General features: G+C 48.4%; 35 protein-coding genes. 6 read left to right on the top strand and 29 right to left on the bottom strand.

Features of this window, described 5'->3' with window-relative positions; all coding sequences use genetic code 11:
* Nucleotides 1-16: 16 nt before the first annotated feature.
* The 29 genes from rplQ to rpmE all read right to left on the bottom strand — a co-directional run bounded on the left by rplQ (nt 17) and on the right by rpmE (nt 14293).
* Nucleotides 17-397 carry a 50S ribosomal protein L17 gene (gene rplQ / locus P2G85_RS05600; RefSeq protein WP_005383141.1) on the bottom strand — a complete coding sequence of 127 codons (381 nt, stop codon included), beginning with the start codon at nt 395-397 and terminating at the stop codon, nt 17-19.
* A 26-nt stretch (nt 398-423) separates the two neighbouring features.
* The gene (rpoA, locus tag P2G85_RS05595; protein WP_102471322.1) at nt 424-1416 is read right to left on the bottom strand and encodes a DNA-directed RNA polymerase subunit alpha; all 993 of its coding nucleotides are present in this window, start codon (nt 1414-1416) and stop codon (nt 424-426) included.
* Nucleotides 1417-1440: 24 nt separating this feature from the next.
* Complete coding sequence (rpsD, locus tag P2G85_RS05590) at nt 1441-2061, bottom strand: 30S ribosomal protein S4 (RefSeq protein WP_275863116.1); 621 nt, start codon at nt 2059-2061, stop codon at nt 1441-1443.
* Between the two features lie 27 nt (nt 2062-2088).
* On the bottom strand, nt 2089-2478 hold the full coding sequence (gene rpsK / locus P2G85_RS05585; RefSeq protein WP_001118870.1) for a 30S ribosomal protein S11: 390 nt from the start codon (nt 2476-2478) through the stop codon (nt 2089-2091).
* A gap of 18 nt (nt 2479-2496) precedes the next feature.
* Entirely contained in the window at nt 2497-2853 is a 357-nt protein-coding gene (gene rpsM / locus P2G85_RS05580) for a 30S ribosomal protein S13 (protein ID WP_005450559.1), read from the bottom strand.
* Nucleotides 2854-3001: 148 nt separating this feature from the next.
* Nucleotides 3002-3115 carry a 50S ribosomal protein L36 gene (rpmJ, locus tag P2G85_RS05575; protein WP_000868186.1) on the bottom strand — a complete coding sequence of 38 codons (114 nt, stop codon included), beginning with the start codon at nt 3113-3115 and terminating at the stop codon, nt 3002-3004.
* 38 nt (nt 3116-3153) lie between these two features.
* Nucleotides 3154-4488 carry a preprotein translocase subunit SecY gene (gene secY, locus P2G85_RS05570; protein WP_275863115.1) on the bottom strand — a complete coding sequence of 445 codons (1335 nt, stop codon included), beginning with the start codon at nt 4486-4488 and terminating at the stop codon, nt 3154-3156.
* A 20-nt stretch (nt 4489-4508) separates the two neighbouring features.
* Nucleotides 4509-4943: a 50S ribosomal protein L15 gene (gene rplO, locus P2G85_RS05565; RefSeq protein WP_275863114.1), complete on the bottom strand. Its 435-nt coding sequence runs from the start codon at nt 4941-4943 to the stop codon at nt 4509-4511.
* 5 nt (nt 4944-4948) lie between these two features.
* Nucleotides 4949-5125, bottom strand: a complete 177-nt coding sequence (gene rpmD / locus P2G85_RS05560) for a 50S ribosomal protein L30 (RefSeq protein ID WP_004410429.1) — start codon at nt 5123-5125, stop codon at nt 4949-4951.
* Between the two features lie 7 nt (nt 5126-5132).
* A complete protein-coding gene (rpsE, locus tag P2G85_RS05555) occupies nt 5133-5636 on the bottom strand; it encodes a 30S ribosomal protein S5 (RefSeq protein ID WP_004745894.1) in 504 nt (167 codons plus the stop codon).
* Between the two features lie 14 nt (nt 5637-5650).
* On the bottom strand, nt 5651-6004 hold the full coding sequence (rplR, locus tag P2G85_RS05550) for a 50S ribosomal protein L18 (protein WP_275863113.1): 354 nt from the start codon (nt 6002-6004) through the stop codon (nt 5651-5653).
* A 9-nt stretch (nt 6005-6013) separates the two neighbouring features.
* Nucleotides 6014-6547 (bottom strand): 50S ribosomal protein L6, encoded by a 534-nt coding sequence (gene rplF, locus P2G85_RS05545; RefSeq protein WP_275863112.1) that lies wholly within the window; start codon nt 6545-6547, stop codon nt 6014-6016.
* 12 nt (nt 6548-6559) lie between these two features.
* Complete coding sequence (gene rpsH, locus P2G85_RS05540; RefSeq protein ID WP_275863111.1) at nt 6560-6952, bottom strand: 30S ribosomal protein S8; 393 nt, start codon at nt 6950-6952, stop codon at nt 6560-6562.
* Nucleotides 6953-6981: 29 nt separating this feature from the next.
* Nucleotides 6982-7287, bottom strand: a complete 306-nt coding sequence (gene rpsN, locus P2G85_RS05535) for a 30S ribosomal protein S14 (RefSeq protein ID WP_004745888.1) — start codon at nt 7285-7287, stop codon at nt 6982-6984.
* Between the two features lie 17 nt (nt 7288-7304).
* Nucleotides 7305-7844, bottom strand: coding sequence for a 50S ribosomal protein L5 (gene rplE / locus P2G85_RS05530; protein WP_275863110.1), 540 nt, complete (start codon nt 7842-7844; stop codon nt 7305-7307).
* A gap of 14 nt (nt 7845-7858) precedes the next feature.
* Nucleotides 7859-8173, bottom strand: a complete 315-nt coding sequence (gene rplX, locus P2G85_RS05525; RefSeq protein WP_275863109.1) for a 50S ribosomal protein L24 — start codon at nt 8171-8173, stop codon at nt 7859-7861.
* 13 nt (nt 8174-8186) lie between these two features.
* Complete coding sequence (gene rplN / locus P2G85_RS05520; protein ID WP_004410450.1) at nt 8187-8558, bottom strand: 50S ribosomal protein L14; 372 nt, start codon at nt 8556-8558, stop codon at nt 8187-8189.
* Between the two features lie 164 nt (nt 8559-8722).
* On the bottom strand, nt 8723-8977 hold the full coding sequence (rpsQ, locus tag P2G85_RS05515; RefSeq protein WP_275863108.1) for a 30S ribosomal protein S17: 255 nt from the start codon (nt 8975-8977) through the stop codon (nt 8723-8725).
* Nucleotides 8977-9168 (bottom strand): 50S ribosomal protein L29, encoded by a 192-nt coding sequence (gene rpmC / locus P2G85_RS05510; protein WP_004410456.1) that lies wholly within the window; start codon nt 9166-9168, stop codon nt 8977-8979. The genes rpsQ and rpmC overlap by 1 nt, the downstream gene beginning before the upstream one ends.
* Nucleotides 9168-9578, bottom strand: a complete 411-nt coding sequence (rplP, locus tag P2G85_RS05505) for a 50S ribosomal protein L16 (protein WP_006075723.1) — start codon at nt 9576-9578, stop codon at nt 9168-9170. Before rplP ends, rpmC begins: the two co-directional genes overlap by 1 nt.
* Nucleotides 9579-9589: 11 nt before the next feature.
* Complete coding sequence (gene rpsC, locus P2G85_RS05500) at nt 9590-10288, bottom strand: 30S ribosomal protein S3 (RefSeq protein WP_005383161.1); 699 nt, start codon at nt 10286-10288, stop codon at nt 9590-9592.
* Between the two features lie 19 nt (nt 10289-10307).
* On the bottom strand, nt 10308-10640 hold the full coding sequence (gene rplV / locus P2G85_RS05495) for a 50S ribosomal protein L22 (RefSeq protein WP_275863107.1): 333 nt from the start codon (nt 10638-10640) through the stop codon (nt 10308-10310).
* Between the two features lie 10 nt (nt 10641-10650).
* Nucleotides 10651-10929 (bottom strand): 30S ribosomal protein S19, encoded by a 279-nt coding sequence (gene rpsS, locus P2G85_RS05490; RefSeq protein WP_010318762.1) that lies wholly within the window; start codon nt 10927-10929, stop codon nt 10651-10653.
* 20 nt (nt 10930-10949) lie between these two features.
* Nucleotides 10950-11774 (bottom strand): 50S ribosomal protein L2, encoded by an 825-nt coding sequence (rplB, locus tag P2G85_RS05485; RefSeq protein WP_275863106.1) that lies wholly within the window; start codon nt 11772-11774, stop codon nt 10950-10952.
* A gap of 16 nt (nt 11775-11790) precedes the next feature.
* Complete coding sequence (rplW, locus tag P2G85_RS05480; protein WP_004398471.1) at nt 11791-12093, bottom strand: 50S ribosomal protein L23; 303 nt, start codon at nt 12091-12093, stop codon at nt 11791-11793.
* Nucleotides 12090-12692, bottom strand: a complete 603-nt coding sequence (gene rplD / locus P2G85_RS05475; protein WP_005435074.1) for a 50S ribosomal protein L4 — start codon at nt 12690-12692, stop codon at nt 12090-12092. Before rplD ends, rplW begins: the two co-directional genes overlap by 4 nt.
* Nucleotides 12693-12709: 17 nt before the next feature.
* Nucleotides 12710-13339: a 50S ribosomal protein L3 gene (gene rplC / locus P2G85_RS05470; protein WP_275863105.1), complete on the bottom strand. Its 630-nt coding sequence runs from the start codon at nt 13337-13339 to the stop codon at nt 12710-12712.
* A 14-nt stretch (nt 13340-13353) separates the two neighbouring features.
* Nucleotides 13354-13665, bottom strand: a complete 312-nt coding sequence (gene rpsJ, locus P2G85_RS05465) for a 30S ribosomal protein S10 (RefSeq protein ID WP_004410492.1) — start codon at nt 13663-13665, stop codon at nt 13354-13356.
* Nucleotides 13666-14071: 406 nt separating this feature from the next.
* Nucleotides 14072-14293 (bottom strand): 50S ribosomal protein L31, encoded by a 222-nt coding sequence (gene rpmE / locus P2G85_RS05460; RefSeq protein WP_275863104.1) that lies wholly within the window; start codon nt 14291-14293, stop codon nt 14072-14074.
* 295 nt (nt 14294-14588) lie between these two features.
* Here rpmE and priA point away from each other — a divergent pair, with 295 nt between their 5' ends.
* The 6 genes from priA (at nt 14589) to P2G85_RS05430 (ending at nt 21927) form a co-directional block, all read left to right on the top strand.
* Nucleotides 14589-16790 carry a primosomal protein N' gene (gene priA / locus P2G85_RS05455; protein ID WP_275863103.1) on the top strand — a complete coding sequence of 734 codons (2202 nt, stop codon included), beginning with the start codon at nt 14589-14591 and terminating at the stop codon, nt 16788-16790.
* 205 nt (nt 16791-16995) lie between these two features.
* Nucleotides 16996-18003: a DNA-binding transcriptional regulator CytR gene (cytR, locus tag P2G85_RS05450; protein WP_275863102.1), complete on the top strand. Its 1008-nt coding sequence runs from the start codon at nt 16996-16998 to the stop codon at nt 18001-18003.
* Between the two features lie 206 nt (nt 18004-18209).
* The gene (ftsN, locus tag P2G85_RS05445; RefSeq protein ID WP_275863101.1) at nt 18210-18755 is read left to right on the top strand and encodes a cell division protein FtsN; all 546 of its coding nucleotides are present in this window, start codon (nt 18210-18212) and stop codon (nt 18753-18755) included.
* 193 nt (nt 18756-18948) lie between these two features.
* Nucleotides 18949-19506: an ATP-dependent protease subunit HslV gene (gene hslV / locus P2G85_RS05440; RefSeq protein WP_275863100.1), complete on the top strand. Its 558-nt coding sequence runs from the start codon at nt 18949-18951 to the stop codon at nt 19504-19506.
* Between the two features lie 22 nt (nt 19507-19528).
* Nucleotides 19529-20860 (top strand): HslU--HslV peptidase ATPase subunit, encoded by a 1332-nt coding sequence (hslU, locus tag P2G85_RS05435; RefSeq protein ID WP_275863099.1) that lies wholly within the window; start codon nt 19529-19531, stop codon nt 20858-20860.
* A 149-nt stretch (nt 20861-21009) separates the two neighbouring features.
* The gene (locus tag P2G85_RS05430) at nt 21010-21927 is read left to right on the top strand and encodes a 1,4-dihydroxy-2-naphthoate polyprenyltransferase (protein ID WP_275863098.1); all 918 of its coding nucleotides are present in this window, start codon (nt 21010-21012) and stop codon (nt 21925-21927) included.
* Nucleotides 21928-21957: the final 30 nt, after the last annotated feature.

Genomic DNA, 21957 nt, shown 5'->3' with positions numbered 1-21957 from the left:
CGTTCTTACGAACTGATTACTCAGCAGCTTCTTCAGCAGCTGGGCGATCTACAAGCTCAATGTAAGCCATTGGAGCTTTATCACCAGCACGGAAGCCAGCTTTTAGGATACGAGTGTAACCGCCCTGACGAGCAGCAAAACGTGGACCTAGTTCGTTAAATAGTTTTGCAACTACTTCGTTGTCACGAGTACGTGCAAATGCTAGACGACGGTTAGCAACACTGTCAGTCTTAGCTAGTGTAATCAAAGGCTCAACTACGCGACGTAGCTCTTTTGCTTTTGGCAAAGTAGTCTTGATAACTTCATGACGTACTAGAGAGCTAGCCATGTTGCTGAACATCGCTTTACGATGTGAGCTGTTGCGGTTGAGTTGACGACCACTCTTACGATGGCGCATGACCTAATCCTTCTAACTAGTATCGATTAATCTTCAGCGATTGATGCAGGCGGCCAGTTTTCTAGGCGCATGCCCAGAGACAGACCACGTGACGCAAGTACATCTTTAATCTCAGTAAGAGATTTTTTACCCAGGTTAGGCGTTTTAAGTAGCTCAACCTCAGTACGTTGTACTAGATCACCGATGTAGTGAATCGCTTCTGCTTTCAGACAGTTAGCAGAGCGAACTGTTAGTTCAAGATCGTCTACAGGACGCAGTAGGATCGGATCGAATTCTGGCTTCTCTTCCTTCTCCTCAGGTACACGTACATCACGAAGATCTACGAACGCATCCAGTTGTTCAGCTAGGATAGTAGCTGCACGACGGATTGCTTCCTCAGGTTCAAGAGTACCGTTCGTTTCCATATCGATAACAAGCTTATCCAGGTCGGTACGTTGCTCTACACGAGCCGCTTCTACAGCGTAGGCAATTTTGTCTACTGGGCTGTAAGTAGCGTCTACAAGTAGACGACCGATTGGACGCTCATCTTCTTCAGTATGGATACGAGCTGAAGCTGGAACATAACCACGACCACGTTCCACTTTAATACGCATAGCGATTTCAGCGTTGTCATCCGTTAGGTGACAAATAACGTGTTCAGGGTTAGCGATCTCTACATCACCATCATGGGTGATGTCACCTGCAACCACAGGGCCCGAGCCTGATTTATTCAGTGTAATGAATACTTCATCTTTGCCTTCGGCAACGCGAACAGCCAAACCTTTAAGGTTTAGAAGGATTTCAAGAATGTCTTCTTGTACGCCTTCTTTTGTGCTGTACTCATGAAGTACGCCTTCGATTTCTACTTCTGTCACTGCACAACCTGGCATAGAAGATAGTAGAATGCGGCGAAGTGCATTACCTAGAGTATGACCAAAGCCACGCTCTAATGGCTCAAGAGTTACTTTTGCGTGAGTCGTGCTGATTTGTTCGATATCAACAAGACGTGGCTTAAGAAATTCTGTTACAGAACCCTGCATTGTGTCCTCTCTTTAGTTTAAACCTTACTTAGAGTAAAGCTCGACGATCAATTGTTCGTTGATGTCAGCTGATAGGTCAGAACGTTCAGGCATACGCTTGAATGTACCTTCCATTTTGCCAGCATCGACTTCAATCCAAGTTGGTTTTTCGCGTTGTTCAGCAACTTCTAGAGCTGCCTTAATACGAGCTTGCTGTTTAGCTTTCTCGCGGATAGTCACAACGTCGTTAGCCGCTACTTTGAAAGAAGGAACGTTTACAACTTTACCGTTAACTAGGATAGCTTTGTGGCTAACTAGCTGACGTGCTTCTGCGCGAGTTGCGCCAAAGCCCATGCGGTAAACTACGTTATCAAGACGACCTTCAAGAAGCTGAAGCAGGTTTTCACCTGTGTTGCCTTTAAGACGTGCAGCATCTTTGTAGTAGTTACGGAATTGTTTTTCTAGAACGCCGTACATACGACGAACTTTTTGCTTCTCACGAAGCTGAACGCCATACTCAGATAGACGACCGCGACGAGCGCCGTGTACACCTGGTGCGTTATCAATTTTACACTTGGTATCGATCGCTCGAACACCAGACTTAAGGAACAAGTCAGTGCCTTCACGACGGCTAAGCTTCAGCTTAGGACCCAAATATCTTGCCATGATTCTTCTCCAATAGTCCTAGAAACGTTATACGCGACGTTTCTTAGGTGGACGACAACCGTTATGAGGGATTGGTGTAGCATCAACGATGTTTGTGATGCGGAAACCAGCGGCGTTCAGTGCGCGAACAGTAGATTCACGACCTGGACCAGGACCCTTAACCATAACTTCCAAGTTCTTTAGACCGTATTCTTTAGCCATTTCAGCACAACGCTCAGCAGCAACCTGTGCAGCGAACGGAGTAGACTTACGAGAACCGCGGAAACCAGAACCACCTGCAGTAGCCCATGCAAGAGCGTTACCTTGACGGTCAGTAATGGTTACGATTGTGTTATTGAAAGAAGCATGGATGTGCGCAACGCCATCTGCAACTTGCTTGCGTACGCGCTTACGAGCGCGAGTTGGTTGTTTAGCCATTGTACTCTACCTTCCCGATTATTTCTTGATCGGCTTACGCGGACCCTTACGGGTGCGAGCGTTGGTTTTAGTACGCTGTCCACGTAGTGGTAGACTGCGACGATGACGAAGACCACGGTAACAGCCAAGGTCCATAAGACGCTTGATGTTCATAGATACTTCACGACGTAGATCACCTTCTACAGTGTACTTAGCTACACCATCACGCAGTTGATCGATCTGCTCTTCAGTTAGTTCACTGATCTTAACATCTTCAGCAATACCCACTTCAGCTAGGATAGCTTGAGAGCGAGTTTTACCGATGCCGTAGATCGCAGTAAGTGCGATTACAGCGTGTTTTTGATCAGGAATGTTAATGCCTGCTATACGGGCCATTATTCACTCCTAGTGTTTCTATAAAAGAATTAGCCGCAGCAAAGCCCGTTATGGATACGCTGCGGGATACTACTTCTTTTGCACGCAAAAGGTAGGCCGAGGAATATACTCGACCCAACCTTCTATTTCAAGTAAAAATTTCTGCTAATTAGCCTTGGCGCTGCTTGTGCTTTGGCTCACTGCAAATCACGCGAACAACACCGTTGCGCTTGATTACTTTACAGTTACGGCAGATTTTTTTAACGGAAGCACGAACTTTCATTGCTAAACTCCGTAATTGAAACTGAGTCTACCGCCGGATTAACGGCCGTAGCCTTTCAGATTCGCTTTCTTCAACACAGAATCATACTGTTGAGACATCAGATGAGTCTGTACCTGTGCCATAAAGTCCATAATTACAACCACCACGATAAGTAGTGATGTACCGCCGAAGTAGAAACGTACGTTCCACGCGACCATCATGAACTCGGGAATCAGACAGATAAAGGTAATGTACAGTGCACCCGCAAGGGTTAAACGTGTCATCACTTTATCAATATATTTCGCTGTCTGCTCACCTGGGCGGATACCGGGTACGAATGCACCGGACTTCTTCAAGTTATCTGCTGTTTCACGCGGGTTGAATACCAACGCCGTGTAGAAGAAACAGAAGAAGATAATTGCTGCTGCATAAAGCATTACATACAGGGGCTGACCTGGGCTAAGAGCCAAAGACACGTCAGTTAACCAACCGAACGCGCTGCTCTCACCATTCTGACCAAACCACTGAGCCAGTGTTCCTGGGAACAGGATAATACTTGATGCAAAAATCGCTGGAATAACACCGGCCATATTAATTTTAAGTGGCAGATGCGAGCTTTGTGCAGCAAATACTTTACGACCTTGTTGACGCTTCGCGTAGTTAACGATAATACGGCGTTGACCACGTTCCATGAAAACAACGAAGTAAATGACTGCAAAAGCTAATACCGCGATTAGCAACAGAAGAAGTACATGCAATTCACCTTGACGCGCTTGCTCGATTGTTTGACCGATTGCATTAGGCAATCCAGCAACAATACCTGCAAAAATCAGTAACGAAATACCGTTACCAATTCCACGCTCTGTAATTTGTTCACCTAACCACATCAAAAACATGGTGCCGGTTACTAAACTTACGGTAGCAATAAGCGTAAACATGGTTTGGTTGATAACAACCAGATTGTCGACCATGTTTGGTAAGCCTGTTGCAATACCAATAGCCTGGAAAGTTGCAAGTACAAGCGTGCCGTAGCGTGTGTATTGGCTGATCTTACGACGGCCTGCTTCACCCTCTTTTTTGAGTTCAGCTAACGCTGGATGAACTACAGTTAGCAGTTGGACAACAATAGATGCCGAAATATACGGCATGATGCCCAACGCTAATATAGATGCACGCTCAAGAGCACCACCGGAAAACATATTAAACATTTCCACGATGGTACCTTTTTGCTGTTCGAACAAATCGGCAAGTACAGCAGCGTCAATACCAGGAATCGGCACAAAAGAGCCTGCTCGGAATACTAAAAGTGCACCAATTACGAATAACAAGCGCGACTTTAGTTCACTTAAGCCGCTCTGAGCACTACGAAAATCTTGTCCTGGTTTCTTAGCCATCTGTACCTCGTTCCTCGAGATTATTCCTCGATTTTACCGCCTGCAGCTTCGATTGCAGCTTTAGCGCCTTTAGTCACACGTAGACCTTTAACAGTCACTGCTTTGTTAATTTCACCAGAAAGAACAACTTTAACGAATTCGATGTTCTTAGTGATGATGTTAGCAGCTTTAAGGCTGTTTAGATCGACCACGTCACCAGAAACTTTCGCTAGCTCAGCTAGACGAACTTCAGCAGACACTAGGCTCTTACGAGAAGTGAAGCCGAATTTTGGCAGACGTTGTTTCAGAGGCATCTGACCGCCTTCGAAACCTGGACGAACTTTACCGCCAGAACGTGACTTTTGACCTTTGTGGCCACGGCCACCAGTTTTACCAAGGCCAGAACCGATACCACGACCTACGCGCTTCGCAGAAGGCTTAGAACCCGCAGCCGGTGATAGAGTATTCAAACGCATTCTGATTACTCCTCAACTTTAACCATGTAGTAAACCTTGTTGATCATACCGCGAACGCACGGAGTATCTTCAAGTTCTACTGTGTGGTTGATTTTACGAAGGCCCAGACCTTTCAAGCACGCTTTGTGCTTTGGTAGGCGACCAATTGAGCTTTTAGTTTGAGTTACTTTAATAGTTGCCATGGTGTTCTTACTCCGAAATAGATTCAACAGTTAGACCACGTTTAGCAGCAACCATTTCTGGCGACTTCATGCTACCTAGTGCATCGATCGTTGCACGAACGATGTTGATAGGGTTCGTAGAACCGTATGCTTTAGATAGTACGTTGTGTACACCAGCAACTTCTAGTACTGCACGCATCGCACCACCTGCGATAACACCAGTACCTTCTGCAGCAGGCTGCATGTAAACTTTAGAGCCCGAGTGGCGACCTTTCACCGGGTGGTGAAGAGTGCCTTCGTTAAGCGCGATCGTAGTCATGTTACGACGTGCTTTTTCCATTGCTTTTTGGATCGCTGCAGGTACTTCACGAGCTTTGCCGTAACCGAAACCTACACGACCGTTACCGTCACCAACTACTGTTAGCGCAGTGAAGCTCATGATTCGACCACCTTTAACCGTTTTAGAAACGCGGTTAACTGCGATTAGCTTTTCTTGCAAATCATTCGCTTGAACTTGTTGTTCTTTAGCCATCTTCCAACCCTACCTTAGAATTTCAGACCAGCTTCGCGAGCAGATTCTGCTAGCGCCGCTACTCGACCGTGGTATTGGAAACCAGAGCGATCGAATGCAACTACTTCAACGCCTTTTTCAAGAGCGCGTTCAGCAACAGCTTTACCAACTGCTTTAGCTGCTTCGATGTTACCAGTGTTCTTAACTTGCTCACGGATCGCTTTTTCTACAGTAGAAGCTGCTGCGATAACCTCAGAGCCGTTAGCTGCAATAACCTGTGCGTACACGTGACGAGGAGTACGGTGTACTACTAGGCGAGTTGCACCCAGTTCTGCAATCTTACGACGTGCGCGTGTAGCACGACGGATGCGAGATGCTTTCTTATCCATAGTGTTACCTTACTTCTTCTTAGCTTCTTTAGTACGCACATTTTCATCTGCGTAACGAACACCTTTGCCTTTGTATGGCTCAGGCTCACGGTAAGAACGAATGTCAGCCGCAACCTGACCAACAAGTTGTTTGTCACAACCAGTGATCACGATTTCAGTTTGGCTTGGACATTCAGCTTTAATACCCGCTGGCAACTCGTGCTCAACTGGGTGAGAGAAGCCTAGTGTTAGGCCAACAGCGTTGCCTTTGATAGCAGCACGGTAACCAACACCTTTTAGAGTCAGCTTCTTAGTAAAGCCTTCAGTAACACCAACAACCATGTTGTTAACTAGAGCACGAGCAGTACCTGCTTGAGCCCATGCGTTAGCAACACCTTCGCGTGGACCGAAAGTAAGATTGTTTTCTTCCTGAGCAACAACTACTGCGTCGTTAAGAACGCGAGTAAGTTCGCCTTTAGCACCTTTTACAGTGATTTCTTGGCCGTTTAGTTTCACCTCTACGCCAGCTGGAATAGCGACAGGTGCTTTAGCAACACGAGACATATTCTACTCCTATTACGCTACGTAGCAGATGATTTCACCACCAAGACCTGCTTTACGTGCAGCACGGTCTGACATAAGACCCTTGGAAGTTGAAACGATAGCAACACCAAGACCACCCATTACAGAAGGAAGATCATCTTTCTTCTTGTAAACACGTAGACCTGGACGAGAAACACGTTTAAGTTGCTCAATTACTGGTTTAGCTTGGAAGTACTTAAGAGTAACTTCTAGCTCAGGTTTTGCTTCGCCTTCTACAGCGAAGTCAACGATGTAACCTTCAGCTTTAAGTAGTGCAGCAATTGCAACTTTAAGCTTTGAAGAAGGCATTTTAACAGCAACTTTGTTTGCTGCCTGACCGTTACGAATACGGGTCAGCATATCCGAAATCGGATCTTGCATGCTCATAAACTTTACTCCAAATGATTAAGTGGCAATTACCAGCTAGCCTTACGAAGTCCAGGAATCTCGCCTTTCATGCAAGCTTCGCGAACTTTGATACGGCTTAGACCGAACTTACGTAGGTAACCGTGTGGACGACCAGTTTGGTTACAACGGTTGCGCTGACGTGATGCACTTGAATCACGTGGAAGAGATTGCAGTTTAAGAACCGCATTCCAACGATCTTCTTCTGATGCGTTTACATCGCTAATGATAGCTTTAAGCGCAGAACGCTTCTCAGCGAACTTAGCTACCAGCTTCGCACGTTTTGCTTCACGTGCTTTCATTGAATTTTTAGCCATAACAGTAACCCTTCACCTTACTTACGGAATGGGAAGTTAAAGGCAGCCAGCAGAGCACGGCCTTCCTCATCAGTACCAGCAGACGTCGTAACAGTGATGTCTAGACCGCGTACTCGATCAACTTTATCAAAGTCGATTTCCGGGAAGATGATTTGCTCGCGAACGCCCATGCTGTAGTTACCGCGTCCGTCAAAAGACTTAGCGCTAACACCACGGAAGTCACGTACACGTGGAAGAGCGATAGAAATCAAACGCTCAAGAAAATCCCACATACGTTCGCCACGCAAGGTTACTTTACAACCGATAGGGTAGCCTTCACGGATTTTGAAACCTGCAACAGATTTACGCGCTTTAGTGATAAGTGGCTTTTGACCAGAGATCGTTGCCATATCAGATGCTGCGTTTTCTAGCAGTTTCTTATCGTTGATTGCTTCACCAACACCCATGTTTAGGGTGATTTTCTCGATTCTAGGGACTTGCATGACGCTTGTGTAACCGAACTGTTTGGTCAGTTCAGCGACTACAGACGACTTGTAGTAATCATGCAGTTTCGCCATAGTAGAACTCCAAATTACTTAATTGTTTCACCGTTAGACTTGAAGAAGCGTACTTTCTTACCTTCTTCAAAACGGAAACCGATACGGTCCGCTTTACCAGTTGCTGCATTGAAGATTGCAACGTTAGAAGCATCAATAGCTGCTTCTTGTTCAACGATGCCACCTTGTTGACCTAGAGCCGGTACCGGCTTTTGGTGCTTCTTAACAAGGTTGATACCTTCAACGATAACTTTACCAGTTGCGAGAACCTTAGTTACTTTACCTTTCTTGCCTTTGTCTTTACCAGCAAGAACGATTACTTCGTCGTTACGACGGATTTTAGCTGCCATTTCTACGTGCTCCTTACAGAACTTCTGGAGCCAGTGAAACGATCTTCATGAACTTATCGCCACGAAGTTCGCGTGTCACAGGACCAAAGATACGTGTACCGATTGGTTGCTCTGTATTGTCGTTCAACAATACGCAAGCATTTCGGTCGAAGCGAATGACAGAACCGTCAGGACGACGTACGCCTTTACGGGTGCGCACTACCACCGCCTTCAGAACGTCACCTTTTTTAACTTTACCGCGAGGAATTGCTTCCTTAACAGTAACTTTGATAACGTCACCGATATGTGCATAACGGCGGTGAGAGCCACCCAGAACCTTAATACACATTACGCTGCGTGCGCCTGAGTTATCAGCTGCGTCCAGCATACTTTGCATTTGGATCATGTTAGTGCTCCGCTAAATTATAAAAAAACTAGACCCTCTCGGGTCGGGCTGCCTCTTTAAAAGGGACGCGAATTGTACCACCCTTTTTTTCAATTGGGTAGTCAAAAAATAAACGGCCCCAAAAATAATTTTGGAGCCGTTTAATTTCATAGAACTAGCTAGGATTAACCTTTAGCTTTTTCTAGAACTTTTACCAAAGTCCAAGACTTAGTCTTAGACAGTGGACGACACTCACGAATTTCAACTGTATCGCCTAGGCCACACTCGTTGTTTTCATCATGTGCGTGAACTTTAGTCGTGCGCTTCACGTATTTTCCGTAAATTGGGTGTTTTACGAAACGTTCGATAGCAACAACGATAGACTTGTCCATCTTATCGCTAACAACACGACCTTGTTGAGTACGGATTTTGTCGCTCATTATGCGCCTGCCTTCTCAGTCAAAACAGTTTTCACACGTGCGATATCACGGCGTACAGCTTTCAGAGTATGAGTTTGCTGTAGCTGACCAGTCGCAGCCTGCATGCGCAGGTTGAACTGTTCACGTAGCAAATTCAAAAGCTCAGCATTAAGCTCTTCAACGCTCTTTTCGCGTAGATCTTGTGCTTTCATCACATCACCTGCTTAGTTACAAATGTAGTCTTGAATGGCAGTTTACGAGCCGCTAGGCGGAACGCTTCACGCGCCAATTCTTCAGGTACACCGTCCATTTCGTACATAACCTTACCAGGTTGGATTTGGGCTACCCAGTACTCAACGTTACCTTTACCCTTACCTTGACGAACTTCAAGTGGTTTTTCAGTGATTGGCTTGTCTGGGAACACACGGATCCAGATTTTACCTTGACGCTTAACGTGACGCGTCATAGCACGACGTGCTGCTTCGATTTGACGAGCAGTTAGACGACCACGGCCTACAGCTTTCAAGCCGAAAGTACCGAAGCTTACATCAGTACCTTTAGCTAGACCACGGTTACGACCAGTCTGAACCTTACGGAACTTAGTACGTTTAGGTTGTAGCATCTGTCGACTCCTTACTTACGGCCTTTACGCTGCTTCTTAGGCTTATCGCCTTTAGGCTCTACAGCGTTAGCTGCTGGCATACCACCTAGGATCTCACCTTTGAAGATCCAAGTTTTAATGCCGATCACACCGTATTGAGTGTGAGCCGAAGAAGTTGCGTAATCAATGTCAGCACGTAGAGTGTGTAGAGGCACACGGCCTTCACGGTACCACTCAGAACGTGCGATTTCAGCGCCGCCTAGACGACCGCTTACTTCCACTTTGATACCTTTAGCACCTAGACGCATAGCGTTTTGTACCGCACGCTTCATAGCGCGACGGAACATCACACGACGCTCTAGCTGAGACGCGATGCTGTCACCAACAAGTTGCGCATCTAGTTCAGGCTTACGTACTTCAGCGATGTTAATTTGCGCTGGTACACCTGCAATTTTAGCTACAGCTGCGCGTAGCTTCTCTACGTCTTCACCTTTCTTACCGATAACAACGCCTGGACGAGCAGTGTGAATAGTCACACGGATGCTCTTAGCAGGACGCTCGATAACGATGCGTGATAGAGACGCTTTTTTCAGTTCGCTTGTAAGGAACTGACGTACCTTGAAGTCGCCGTCTAGGTTGTCAGCGAAATCTTTGGTGTTAGCAAACCATGTAGCATTCCAAGGCTTAACGATGCCTAGACGAATACCATTTGGATGTACTTTTTGACCCATTGCTTACTCTCCTAGTCTCTTAGCGATCTGCTACAACAACAGTGATGTGGCTTGAACGCTTCAAGATACGATCCGCACGACCTTTAGCACGAGGCATAATACGCTTCATGATTGGGCCTTCATCTACGAAGATTTTAGCGACTGATAGATCGTCGATATCTGCACCTTCGTTGTGCTCCGCGTTCGCGATAGCTGACTCAAGAACTTTCTTAACTAGATCAGCAGCTTTTTTGTTGCTGAAAGTTAGGATTTCTAGAGCTTGGTCAACAGATTTACCACGGATTTGATCCGCAACTAAGCGAGCTTTCTGAGGCGAAATGCGAGCAAAGTTATGTTTAGCAATTGCTTCCATTATCTACTCCTTAGCGCTTCTTAGCTTTCTTATCCGCAGCGTGGCCGCGGTAAGTGCGTGTAGGTGCGAATTCACCCAGTTTGTGACCGATCATTTCATCAGTTACAAATACTGGAACGTGCTGACGACCATTATGGACAGCGATGGTCAAACCGATCATTGATGGAATGATCATTGAGCGACGGGACCAAGTCTTAATAGGCTTTTTGTCTCCGCTTTCCACCGCTTTCTCTACCTTCTTCAGCAAGTGTAGGTCAATAAATGGACCTTTCTTGAGAGAACGTGGCATGGCTTATCCTCTTATATAGATTACTTGTTACGACGACGTACGATGTACTTGTCAGTGCGTTTGTTCTTACGGGTCTTGAAGCCTTTAGTTGGCATACCCCAAGGAGATACTGGGTGACGACCACCAGAAGTACGGCCTTCACCACCACCGTGTGGGTGGTCTACCGGGTTCATTACCACACCGCGAACGGTTGGACGAACACCGCGCCAGCGGCTAGCACCAGCTTTACCTAGTTCACGTAGCATGTGCTCAGAGTTACCAACTTCACCGAGCGTTGCACGGCCTTCAGAAAGTACTTTGCGCATCTCGCCAGAACGTAGACGGATAGTTACGTACGCACCGTCGCGAGCAACGATTTGAGCGTAAGCACCAGCCGAACGAGCTAGCTGACCACCTTTACCAGGCTTAAGTTCAACGTTGTGTACTGTTGAACCTACTGGGATGTTACGCATTGGCAGTGTGTTACCAGCTTTGATTGGTGCATCAACACCAGACTGAATCACATCACCCGCTTGAACACCTTTAGGTGCTAGGATGTAGCGACGCTCACCGTCTTTGTAAAGAACTAGAGCAATGTTTGCGCTACGGTTTGGATCGTATTCTAGACGCTCAACTGTCGCTGGGATGCCGTCTTTAGTACGTTTGAAGTCAACTAGACGGTAGTGGTGCTTGTGACCACCGCCGATGTGACGTACTGTGATACGACCGTTGTTGTTACGACCACCGTTCTTAGAGTTTTTCTCTAGAAGAGGTGCGTAAGGCTTACCTTTGTGTAGGTCAGCGTTAACAACTTTAACAACGTGACGACGACCAGCCGAAGTCGGCTTACATTTAACAATAGCCATTTCTCAACTACTCCTGTTATTCCGCGCCGCCAACAAAGTCAAGATCTTGACCTTCTTTCAAAGTAACGTACGCTTTTTTCACGTCTGAACGACGACCTTGGCGTAGACCTTGACGTTTGGTCTTACCCTTAGTGATAAGAGTATTTACAGACTTAACTTCAACTTCAAAAAGCTTTTCTACAGCTGCTTTGATCTCTTTCTTAGTTGCATCTTTAGCTACTTTGAAAACGATAGTGTTCGCTTTCTCAGCTGCCATAGTTGCTTTTTCAGAGATGTGCGGAGCACGTAGAACTTTTAGGATACGCTCTTCAGTGATCATGCTAGCATCTCCTCAACTTGCTTAACTGCTTCAGCAGTCATTACAACTTTGTCGAACGCGATTAGTGAAACTGGGTCGATACCAGCAACGTCACGTGCGTCAACTTTGTATAGGTTACGAGCAGCTAGGAATAGATTCTCATCTACTTCGCTAGTCACGATTAGAGCGTCAGTTAGCTCAAGCTCTTTAAGCTTAGCAACTAGCTCTTTAGTTTTTGGTGCTTCTACTGAGAAGTTATCAACAACGATTAGACGCTCTTGACGAACTAGCTCAGAAAGAATGCTCTTCATAGCACCGCGGTACATTTTTTTGTTTACTTTTTGGCTGTGATCTTGTGGTTTCGCAGCAAAAGTAACACCACCTGTACGCCAGATTGGGCTACGGATTGTACCAGCGCGCGCACGGCCAGTACCTTTTTGACGCCATGGCTTAGCGCCACCGCCAGAAACTTCTGAACGTGTTTTTTGAGCACGAGTACCTTGACGAGCACCTGCTGCAAACGCAACAACTACTTGGTGTACAAGAGCTTCGTTAAACTCACGTCCGAAAGTAGTTTCGGAAACAGTTAGTGCATCGGCACCTTTAACCATTAGTTCCATTACTTACTCCTGAGACGTTATGCTTTAACAGCTGGTTTAACGATCACGTTGCCGCCAGTTGAGCCTGGTACTGCACCTTTGATAAGAAGCAGGTTGCGCTCAGCGTCAACACGTACGATCTCTAGGTTTTGAGTCGTTACACGCTCAGCACCCATGTGACCTGCCATTTTCTTGCCTTTGAACACGCGACCTGGAGTCTGACATTGACCGATAGAACCAGGAGCACGGTGAGACAATGAGTTACCGTGAGTCATATCTTGAGTGCGGAAGTTCCAACGCTTAACAGCGCCTTGGAAACCTTTACCCTTAGATGTACCAGTAACGTCTACTTTCTTAGTTTCGTTGAACAGTTCAACAGTTAGCTCAGCGCCAACTTCAAACTCTTCACCGTTTTCCAAACGGAATTCCCAAAGACCACGACCAGCTTCAACACCTGCTTTCGCGAAGTGACCTGCTTCTGGCTTAGATACGCGGTTAGCTTTCTTAGCACCAGCTGTAACCTGGATTGCTGCGTAGCCGTCTGACTCAAGAGATTTAACTTGAGTTACACGGTTAGCTTCAACCTCAACAACAGTTACTGGGATAGAAACGCCTTCTTCAGTAAATACGCGGGTCATGCCCACTTTACGACCGATTAGACCAATCATTCTTCTAATCTCCCTTAACCTAGGCTAATTTGAACGTCAACGCCCGCAGCAAGGTCTAGACGCATTAGAGCATCAACAGTTTTGTCTGTTGGCTCAACGATGTCGATTAGACGCTTGTGAGTACGGATTTCGTACTGGTCACGAGCTTTCTTGTTAACGTGTGGAGAGATAAGAACTGTGAAACGCTCTTTACGAGTTGGCAGTGGGATTGGACCACGAACCTGTGCGCCAGTGCGCTTAGCTGTTTCAACGATTTCCGCAGTAGAAGCGTCGATCAGTTTGTAATCGAAAGCTTTCAGGCGGATACGAATACGTTGGTTCTGCATGAGACAGAGCTCCAATAGTTATTTATTACACAAACAATATCGCCACTCAGACTCGTTAAGACGAGAGAATGTGCGATTGATTTATGTGAAACCGTAGCCTCCAAGATTAGGAAGCATTGTCAGTTAATTTTCGATTAACTGTTCTACCGAAGTAGAGGAGCTAATTGTATTAACCGCGAACATAAGCTGAGTATACATTACCTGACAAATCAATAAGATTGGCCAGCTCCTCACTGCTCATTGGTTCACAACTGGCTTAACCAGTGCGCTGCATTATACAGATCACAGTTTTACATGCAAGAGCTGATGGAAAAATAAACGGAATAATTTTTCTTTCCGGCGCCAGCAATGAAAAAAGGACGCCGTAGCGTCCTTTTTTAAACCGTAATCATAATAGCAACTACTATTATTTCTTACCGCTTGATAGTGCACCGAAACGCTTGTTGAAGCGATCAACACGGCCGCCTGTATCAACGATACGTTGCTTACCAGTGTAGAATGGGTGGCACTTATCACATACGTCTAGGTGGATTGATTCCTTAGCTAGAGTAGAGTTGAACTCAAAAGAGTTGCCGCAAGAACAAGTTGCATTTACTGCTTTGTATTCTGGGTGGATACCAGTTTTCATGGGATAACCTCAATAGTAGGCCGTGTCGCTATACGAATCGATGCCGCACACCACACGCAATTAACATTAAAAAGTGCGATACCGCTGCGATTAACACCGAAGCCATATCTCAAGGCGCGATATAGTAATGAATCACCACTTCAGGATCAACACATTTGGCACTTTTTTCGCCACTTTTTTCACCAATCCCATCCCGGCCGGGTAACAATCCGGCCTCTTGGCGACCAGACTCGAATTTCCGGCGCAGTTTTAATAGACTATAAACCGTCCTTCCTTCTTATATAGCTAAAACTTTATGCGTCCAACCATCGCCCGAGTGGCACTGCCCGTCCCGCTCGACAAACAGTTCGACTACCTGATCCCCAATCATCTGTTCCCGATCATTGGCGGACGCGTATCGGTGCCGTTCGGCCGCCAGACCCTGGTCGGTATTGTCACCGCCCTGGTCAACCACTCAGATTTTCCGCGTGAGCAGCTTAAACCGCTTAAAGCGGTGCTCGACCAGCAGCCACTCTGGTCAGATAAGTTGTATACACTGCTCGCCTGGTGCAGCCAGTTTTATCAACACCCGTTGGGCGACACGCTGCACAATGCGCTGCCGGCAGCGCTGCGCAAAGGCAAAGCCGCCGACTTCGCTACCCTGCAAGAGTGGCAGTTAACCGAAACGGGCAAAGACCAACTGATGAAAGGGCTTGGCCGCGCGGTGAAACAGCAACGGGCCATGCAACTGATGAGTCACGGCGCGATCCCGCACCAGGAGCTGCTCGATCAGGACATCTCGTCAACCGTGCTTAAGGCACTGCAGGAAAAAGGCTGGGTGGCAAAAATTGAAAAACGTCCGACTATCGTTGCGTGGGGAGAACAGGTTGAGCGTCACGTCGAAAAGCCCAAACTCAACCATGAACAAGCGGTAGCGATCGCCAGCATCAACAGCCAGCAGGGCTTCGCCTGCTATTTACTTGAGGGGGTCACCGGCTCGGGTAAAACCGAGGTCTACCTCAACCTGATTAAGCCAGTACTGGAAAAAGGCCGGCAAGCACTGGTGCTGGTTCCGGAGATCGGCCTGACCCCGCAAACCATCAACCGCTTCAAACAGCGCTTTGATGTACCGGTGGCCGTGATCCACTCCGGCCTCAACGAGACAGAGCGCCTTAACGCCTGGTTGTCAGCGCGCGACAAAGCCGCCGGGATCGTGATCGGCACCCGCTCCGCGCTGCTGACCCCTTTTGCCGATCTCGGCATCATCATCGTTGACGAAGAACACGATACCTCCTACAAGCAGCAGGACAGCCTGCGTTATCACGCCCGCGATGTCGCTGTAATGCGCGCGCATAAAGAGCAGGTACCGATCGTTCTCGGTTCGGCCACACCGGCACTGGAAACCCTGCACAATGCCCTCAGTGGCAAATATCACCATTTAACCCTGACCCAGCGTGCCGGCGCTGCCGTCCCCACAACCAACAAGGTTCTCGACATCAAAGGCCAGTATCTGGAAAGCGGCCTGTCAGCCTCACTGATTGCTGAAATGCGCAAACACCTCCAGGCAGGTAACCAAGTGATGCTGTTTCTTAACCGGCGCGGCTTCTCCCCGGCCCTGATGTGTCATGAATGCGGCTGGATTGCGGAGTGTAAACGCTGTGATGCGTATTACACCTTCCACCAATACAGTAATGAAATTCGTTGTCACCACTGTGGTTCACAGCAGCCGGTGATCCACCAGTGCCAGGGCTGTGGTTCCACCCACCTGGTCACCGTCGGCGTGGGCACCGAGCAACTTGAACAGCATTTGGCCGAGCTCTTTCCCGAGTTCAAAGCCATCCGAATCGATCGCGACAGTACCCGCCGCAAAGGCAGTTTAGAAGACGCACTTGAATCAATCCGCCGTGGTGAATATCAGATTCTGATCGGCACGCAAATGCTGGCGAAAGGTCACCACTTCCCTAACGTGACACTCGTAGCACTATTAGATGTGGACGGCTCTCTATATAGCAGTGACTTTCGCGCTTCCGAGAGACTGGCGCAACTGTTTATTCAGGTCGCGGGCCGGGCCGGACGTGCCAGCAAACCGGGTGAAGTAATATTGCAGACCCACCACCCGGAACACAGCTTGCTGCAAGCCCTGCTGGAAAAAGACTATCGCCACTTCGCCACCACCGCCCTGGAAGAGCGTAAACTCGCCCAGCTACCACCCTACAGCTTCTTGACCCTGTTTAAAGCGGAAGCCAACCAGAGTGAAGTCGTCGAAGACTTCCTGCGCCAGGTACGTTTCACCCTGGAAGCCCACCCTTTATTTGATGACAACTGCCTGGTGCTGGGCCCTACCCCTTCTCCGCTTGCTAAGCGGGCAGGTAAATACCGCTGGCAGTTGTTGCTGCAAACCCAGCAACGCTCATTGATGCAAAAGTTATTAGCCAGTGCCAAACCCGCTATCGACATGTTGCCAAACGTCAAGAAAGTGCGCTGGAATTTAGACATAGAACCACAAGACCTCAGCTAGCAAACGTTTAACCATGTAATGAATTACCTTTTAATGTGATCGACATCTCACTAAGGATGCAGTTTTTGTTAATCAGCCCGTAACTTTTGATTTAGAAATGAATAGACTATTCAAATTAGCAAAGCCTAAAGTGGAATCACCACACAGGCAGCCATTACAACAAAATTTTACGTCAATTTGGCGCACATAAAGAGAGGGTTTAACTATGGCGACAATGAAGGATGTTGCCCAGCTTGCAGGGGTATCCACCGCCACCGTATCCAGAGCATTAATGAATCCGGAAAAAGTCTCATCTTCCACCCGCAAAAGAGTTGAAAATGCGGTACTGGAAGCGGGCTATTCGCCAAACTCATTAGCACGCAACCTGCGGCGCAATGAATCGAAAACCATTGTCACCATTGTGCCGGATATCTGCGACCCGTATTTTTCTGAAATCATTCGAGGCATAGAAGACGCCGCCACCGAGCACGGTTATTTAGTGTTGCTGGGTGACAGCGGAAAACAGAAAAACCGTGAAAGCTCATTCGTCAACCTGGTCTTTACCAAACAGGCCGACGGCATGTTACTGCTCGGTACTGACCTGCCGTTTGATGTCAGCAAACCTGAACAAAAGAACCTGCCGCCGATGGTCATGGCGTGTGAGTTCGCCCCTGAGCTGGAGCTGCCCACCGTCCACATCGACAACCTGACCTCAGCATTCGATGCGGTCAATTACCTGACGCAACTAGGCCACCGACGGATTGCCCAGGTCTCCGGTCCGGAGAGCGCGGTACTTTGTCAGTTCCGCCAGCAGGGCTATCAACAAGCATTGCGCCGTGCCGGGATCAACAAAGAGCCGAAATACAGCATCGTCACCGACTTCTCATTCGAAGGCGGAGCGCAAGCCATCCGCAAACTGCTCGAACTGCCTGAACCGCCCACGGCCGTTTTCTGTCACTGTGACACCATGGCGATTGGTGCCATCCAGGAAGCGAAGAAGCTTGGCTACCGTGTTCCACAAGATCTGTCGGTGGTTGGCTTCGATGACATTCAGTTCGCCGAGTTCTGCGATCCACCGCTGACAACCATTTCCCAGCCACGTTATGAGATTGGACGCCAGGCAATGCTGATGATGCTGGAGTTACTCAAGGGCCATGACGTACGCTCCGGCTCCCGGTTGCTGGACACTAAACTGATCATCCGCGGCAGTGCCGCTGCCCCAAGGATGGTATAACCTGCTCTCAATGCGACGCCCACCTCTGCGTCGCATTCTTTACCTAACATGGCTCTAGCTAACATGGCGCTGCGTCATATTGCTCTTCATCATATTGCTCTGCTGCCGTTTTCGGCACCCGCTTAGCAAGATTCCATCAATAGGGTGTTTTCTCTCCACAATCTGGATTAACATATTTGCAGAACCGTTAAACACCAGATGTTACCGTGGCAAATAGAGATTATGTAAGACGCGGCCGGGGCACCGCAAAGAAATCCCCGCGCAAACAACCGCCAAAGAAGAAACCATGGCGCAGTATCCTGCTGGCAATTTTGCTGGTTGGAGGCTTTGGCTATGGCCTTTATATTCTCAGTAATGATCCGGAGCCACCACAACCTGTGGCCGAGCAAGCACCCAAAACCACCAGCAAGCCGAAGGCAAAGAAAGCCTTACCTCCTCCACCAGAGGAGAAGTGGGAGTACGTTGAGACTCTGCCCAAACGCGAAGTTGAAGTGGTAGCCAAAGAGATCGAAGTCTCTAAGATCCCTTATATCATGCAGTGTGGCGCTTATAAAAACCTGGCTCAGGCAGAAGACCGCAAACTGTCCATCGCTTTTCAGGGGATCTCCAGCCAAATCCGTAAAAAAGAAGGCAGCTCCTGGTATCGAGTTGTACTGGGGCCTTACAAGTTCAAACGAGACGCGGAAAGAGACCGCCACAAGCTGCAACGGGCCAAGATCGAGCCGTGTGCAATTTGGAAAGAGAACCTCTAAGAGATTCAAAGGCCAACAGTTTCAATTGTTGGCCTTTTTCTTGTCTCACCTGCATCAGGCCGGACAAAGCCAGCCAATCGGCACAAATCCAGCCAATCGCATCCTGAGAAAATACCCCTCCCCTTGAATCCTAAAAAACACTCCCCCATATACTTAATTAACTCCAACGAGAATGAAATCAAGAGGTCGACTCGTGACTACCATTGTATCTGTACGTCGAAATAATAAAGTCGTCATCGCCGGTGATGGCCAAGTTTCTCTGGGCAACACCGTAATGAAAGGCAATGCACGTAAAGTGCGCCGCCTGTACAACAACAAAGTGCTGGCAGGATTTGCCGGTGGTACAGCGGATGCCTTTACCCTGTTTGAACGCTTCGAAAGCAAACTGCAAATGCACCAGGGCCATCTGACCAAAGCCGCAGTTGAACTGGCGAAAGACTGGCGCAGCGACCGCGCACTTCGCAAGCTAGAAGCACTGCTGGCCGTAGCGGATGAAACCGCTTCACTGATCATCACCGGTAACGGTGATGTTGTGCAGCCAGAAAACGATCTGATCGCGATTGGCTCAGGCGGCGCCTATGCCCAGGCGGCAGCAACCGCCCTGCTGGAAAACACCGATTTAGACGCGCGTGAAATCGCCGAAAAGGCCCTCAATATTGCCGGTGATATCTGCGTATTCACCAACCACCACCATACGGTTGAAGAGCTGGACAGCGCCGCTGAACTGCCACAACCAGACGCCGAAGCGTAAGCGTAACGAGTAAGGAACTGATATGTCTGAAATGACTCCTCGCGAAATCGTTCATGAACTGAACCGCCACATCATTGGCCAGGAAAACGCAAAACGTTCGGTTGCGATTGCCCTTCGTAACCGCTGGCGCCGCATGCAGCTTGAAGAAAGCCTGCGTGTTGAAGTAACACCGAAAAACATCCTGATGATTGGTCCGACCGGCGTAGGTAAAACCGAGATTGCCCGTCGCCTGGCCAAACTGGCCAATGCCCCATTTATCAAAGTAGAAGCGACCAAATTTACCGAAGTCGGTTATGTGGGTAAAGAAGTAGAAACCATCATCCGCGATCTGACCGATGTCGCAGTCAAAATGACCCACCAGCAAGCGATGGAAAAAGTGAAGTTCCGCGCCGAAGAGCTGGCGGAAGAACGCATTCTGGATGCCCTGCTGCCGCCAGCGCGTGATGCCTGGGGACAGGCCGAGCAAAGTGAAACCAGCTCCAGCACTCGCCAGAGTTTCCGTAAGAAACTACGTGAAGGCCAGCTGGACGACAAAGAGATCGAGATCGACGTTGCCGCACCACAAATGGGTGTCGAGATCATGGCACCTCCGGGTATGGAAGAGATGACCAACCAGCTTCAGGGCATGTTCCAGAACCTGGCGGGTAACACCAAGAAAAACCGCAAGCTAAAAATCAAAGATGCGTTTAAAGCCCTGACTGAAGAAGAAGCCGCAAAACTGGTCAATCAGGAAGAGCTCAAAGAATCAGCGATTTTCAACGTTGAAAACAACGGTATTGTGTTTATCGATGAGATCGACAAAATCTGTAAACGCGGTGAGAGCTCTGGCCCGGATGTTTCACGGGAAGGTGTGCAGCGCGATTTACTGCCGTTGATTGAAGGCAGCACCGTATCAACCAAACACGGCATGGTCAAAACTGATCACATCCTGTTTGTTGCCTCTGGTGCCTTCCAGGTAGCCAAGCCGTCAGATCTGATCCCGGAACTGCAAGGCCGTCTGCCGATCCGTGTCGAACTCGAAGCCCTGACCAGTGATGATTTCAAACGCATTCTTACTGAACCAAAAGCGTCACTGACCGAGCAGTACATCGCGCTGATGAAAACCGAACAGGTGGACATTGAGTTCACCGAAGACGGCATTAACCAAATCGCAGAAGCGGCCTGGACCGTCAATGAAACCACAGAAAACATCGGTGCGCGCCGACTGCATACCGTAATGGAGCGCCTGATGGACGAGATCTCCTACGATGCCACGGAGAAACCCGGTGAAAAATTCGTCATTGATGCCGCCTACGTTAAAGCGCGTCTGGGCGATACCATCGAAGATGAAGACTTGAGCCGCTTTATCCTGTAACCCCTTACAGGTAAAGGCTATTTGCAAAGGCTGAGCCATAGGCTCGGCCTTTTTTTATACCGCCGCCCCGCCTGCCTTGTCTCAGGTCAATAGCGCATCGACTCCATTATGCGTATACTGAGCACTTAGGTTACTAGCACGAAAAAACCATGAAACATTCATTGCAGATCTGGCTTGAAGCCGCTCGCCCGAAAACATTACCTCTAGCATTGGTCTCTATTCTGACCGGCAGCGTCCTGGCCTATTCCACCGGGCACTTCTCACCGATGATCGCTGTAATGGCTTTGGTGACTGCGACGCTATTACAAATTTTATCCAATTTAGCCAATGATTATGGTGATGCGGTCAAGGGTACCGATAACGACCAACGTATCGGGCCACAGCGTGCAATGCAGTCCGGTGCGATCAGTGCCAGACAAATGAAGCAGGCCCTGGCATTCAATATCGTACTGACCATCATTTCTGGCTTAGTGCTGGTTTTCTATGCGCTGAGCTCGCTGGAAAGTATCCTGACCTTTATCGGCCTGGGGGTGCTTGCCATCATTGCGGCGATCGCCTATACCATGGGCAGCAAGCCTTACGGCTATGTCGGACTGGGGGATCTGTCTGTGTTCCTGTTTTTTGGCCTGCTTGGCGTCTCCGGCACTTACTTCCTGCACACCGGCCAGGTTGATACTGCGCTGTTCCTGCCCGCACTGGGCTGCGGGCTACTGGCGGTAGCCGTCCTGAACATCAATAACATGCGTGATATCGACAACGACAGCGCATGCGGTAAACGCACTGTCGCGGTACGCCTGGGCCAGCGTAAAGCCAAACAGTACCACTTTATCCTGCTCGCCAGTGCATTGGTTGCCTTCGCCGCTTACCTGCTGCTGCAAGACAAACCCGTTTGGATTAGCCTGCCCTTCTTACTCAGTTTTTATTTAGTTTCCCTGCACGGCAAAGCCGTGTGGCATACCCAGCAACCGGTGCAAATCGCCCCAATGATGCCGGCAATTGTGAAATGCTCCCTGGTGACCAACGTTTTATTTGCAACAATTGTGGTAGCTCAAACTCTGGTCAGTTAAAAAACAGTTGTCATTGCATTGACTTAATAC

Source organism: Vibrio sp. CAU 1672, assembly GCF_029223195.1.
Classification (GTDB): Bacteria; Pseudomonadota; Gammaproteobacteria; order Enterobacterales; family Vibrionaceae; genus Vibrio.
The sequence above is the reverse complement of the archived record's forward strand: the minus strand, read 5'-3'. Positions and strand labels throughout refer to the sequence as shown.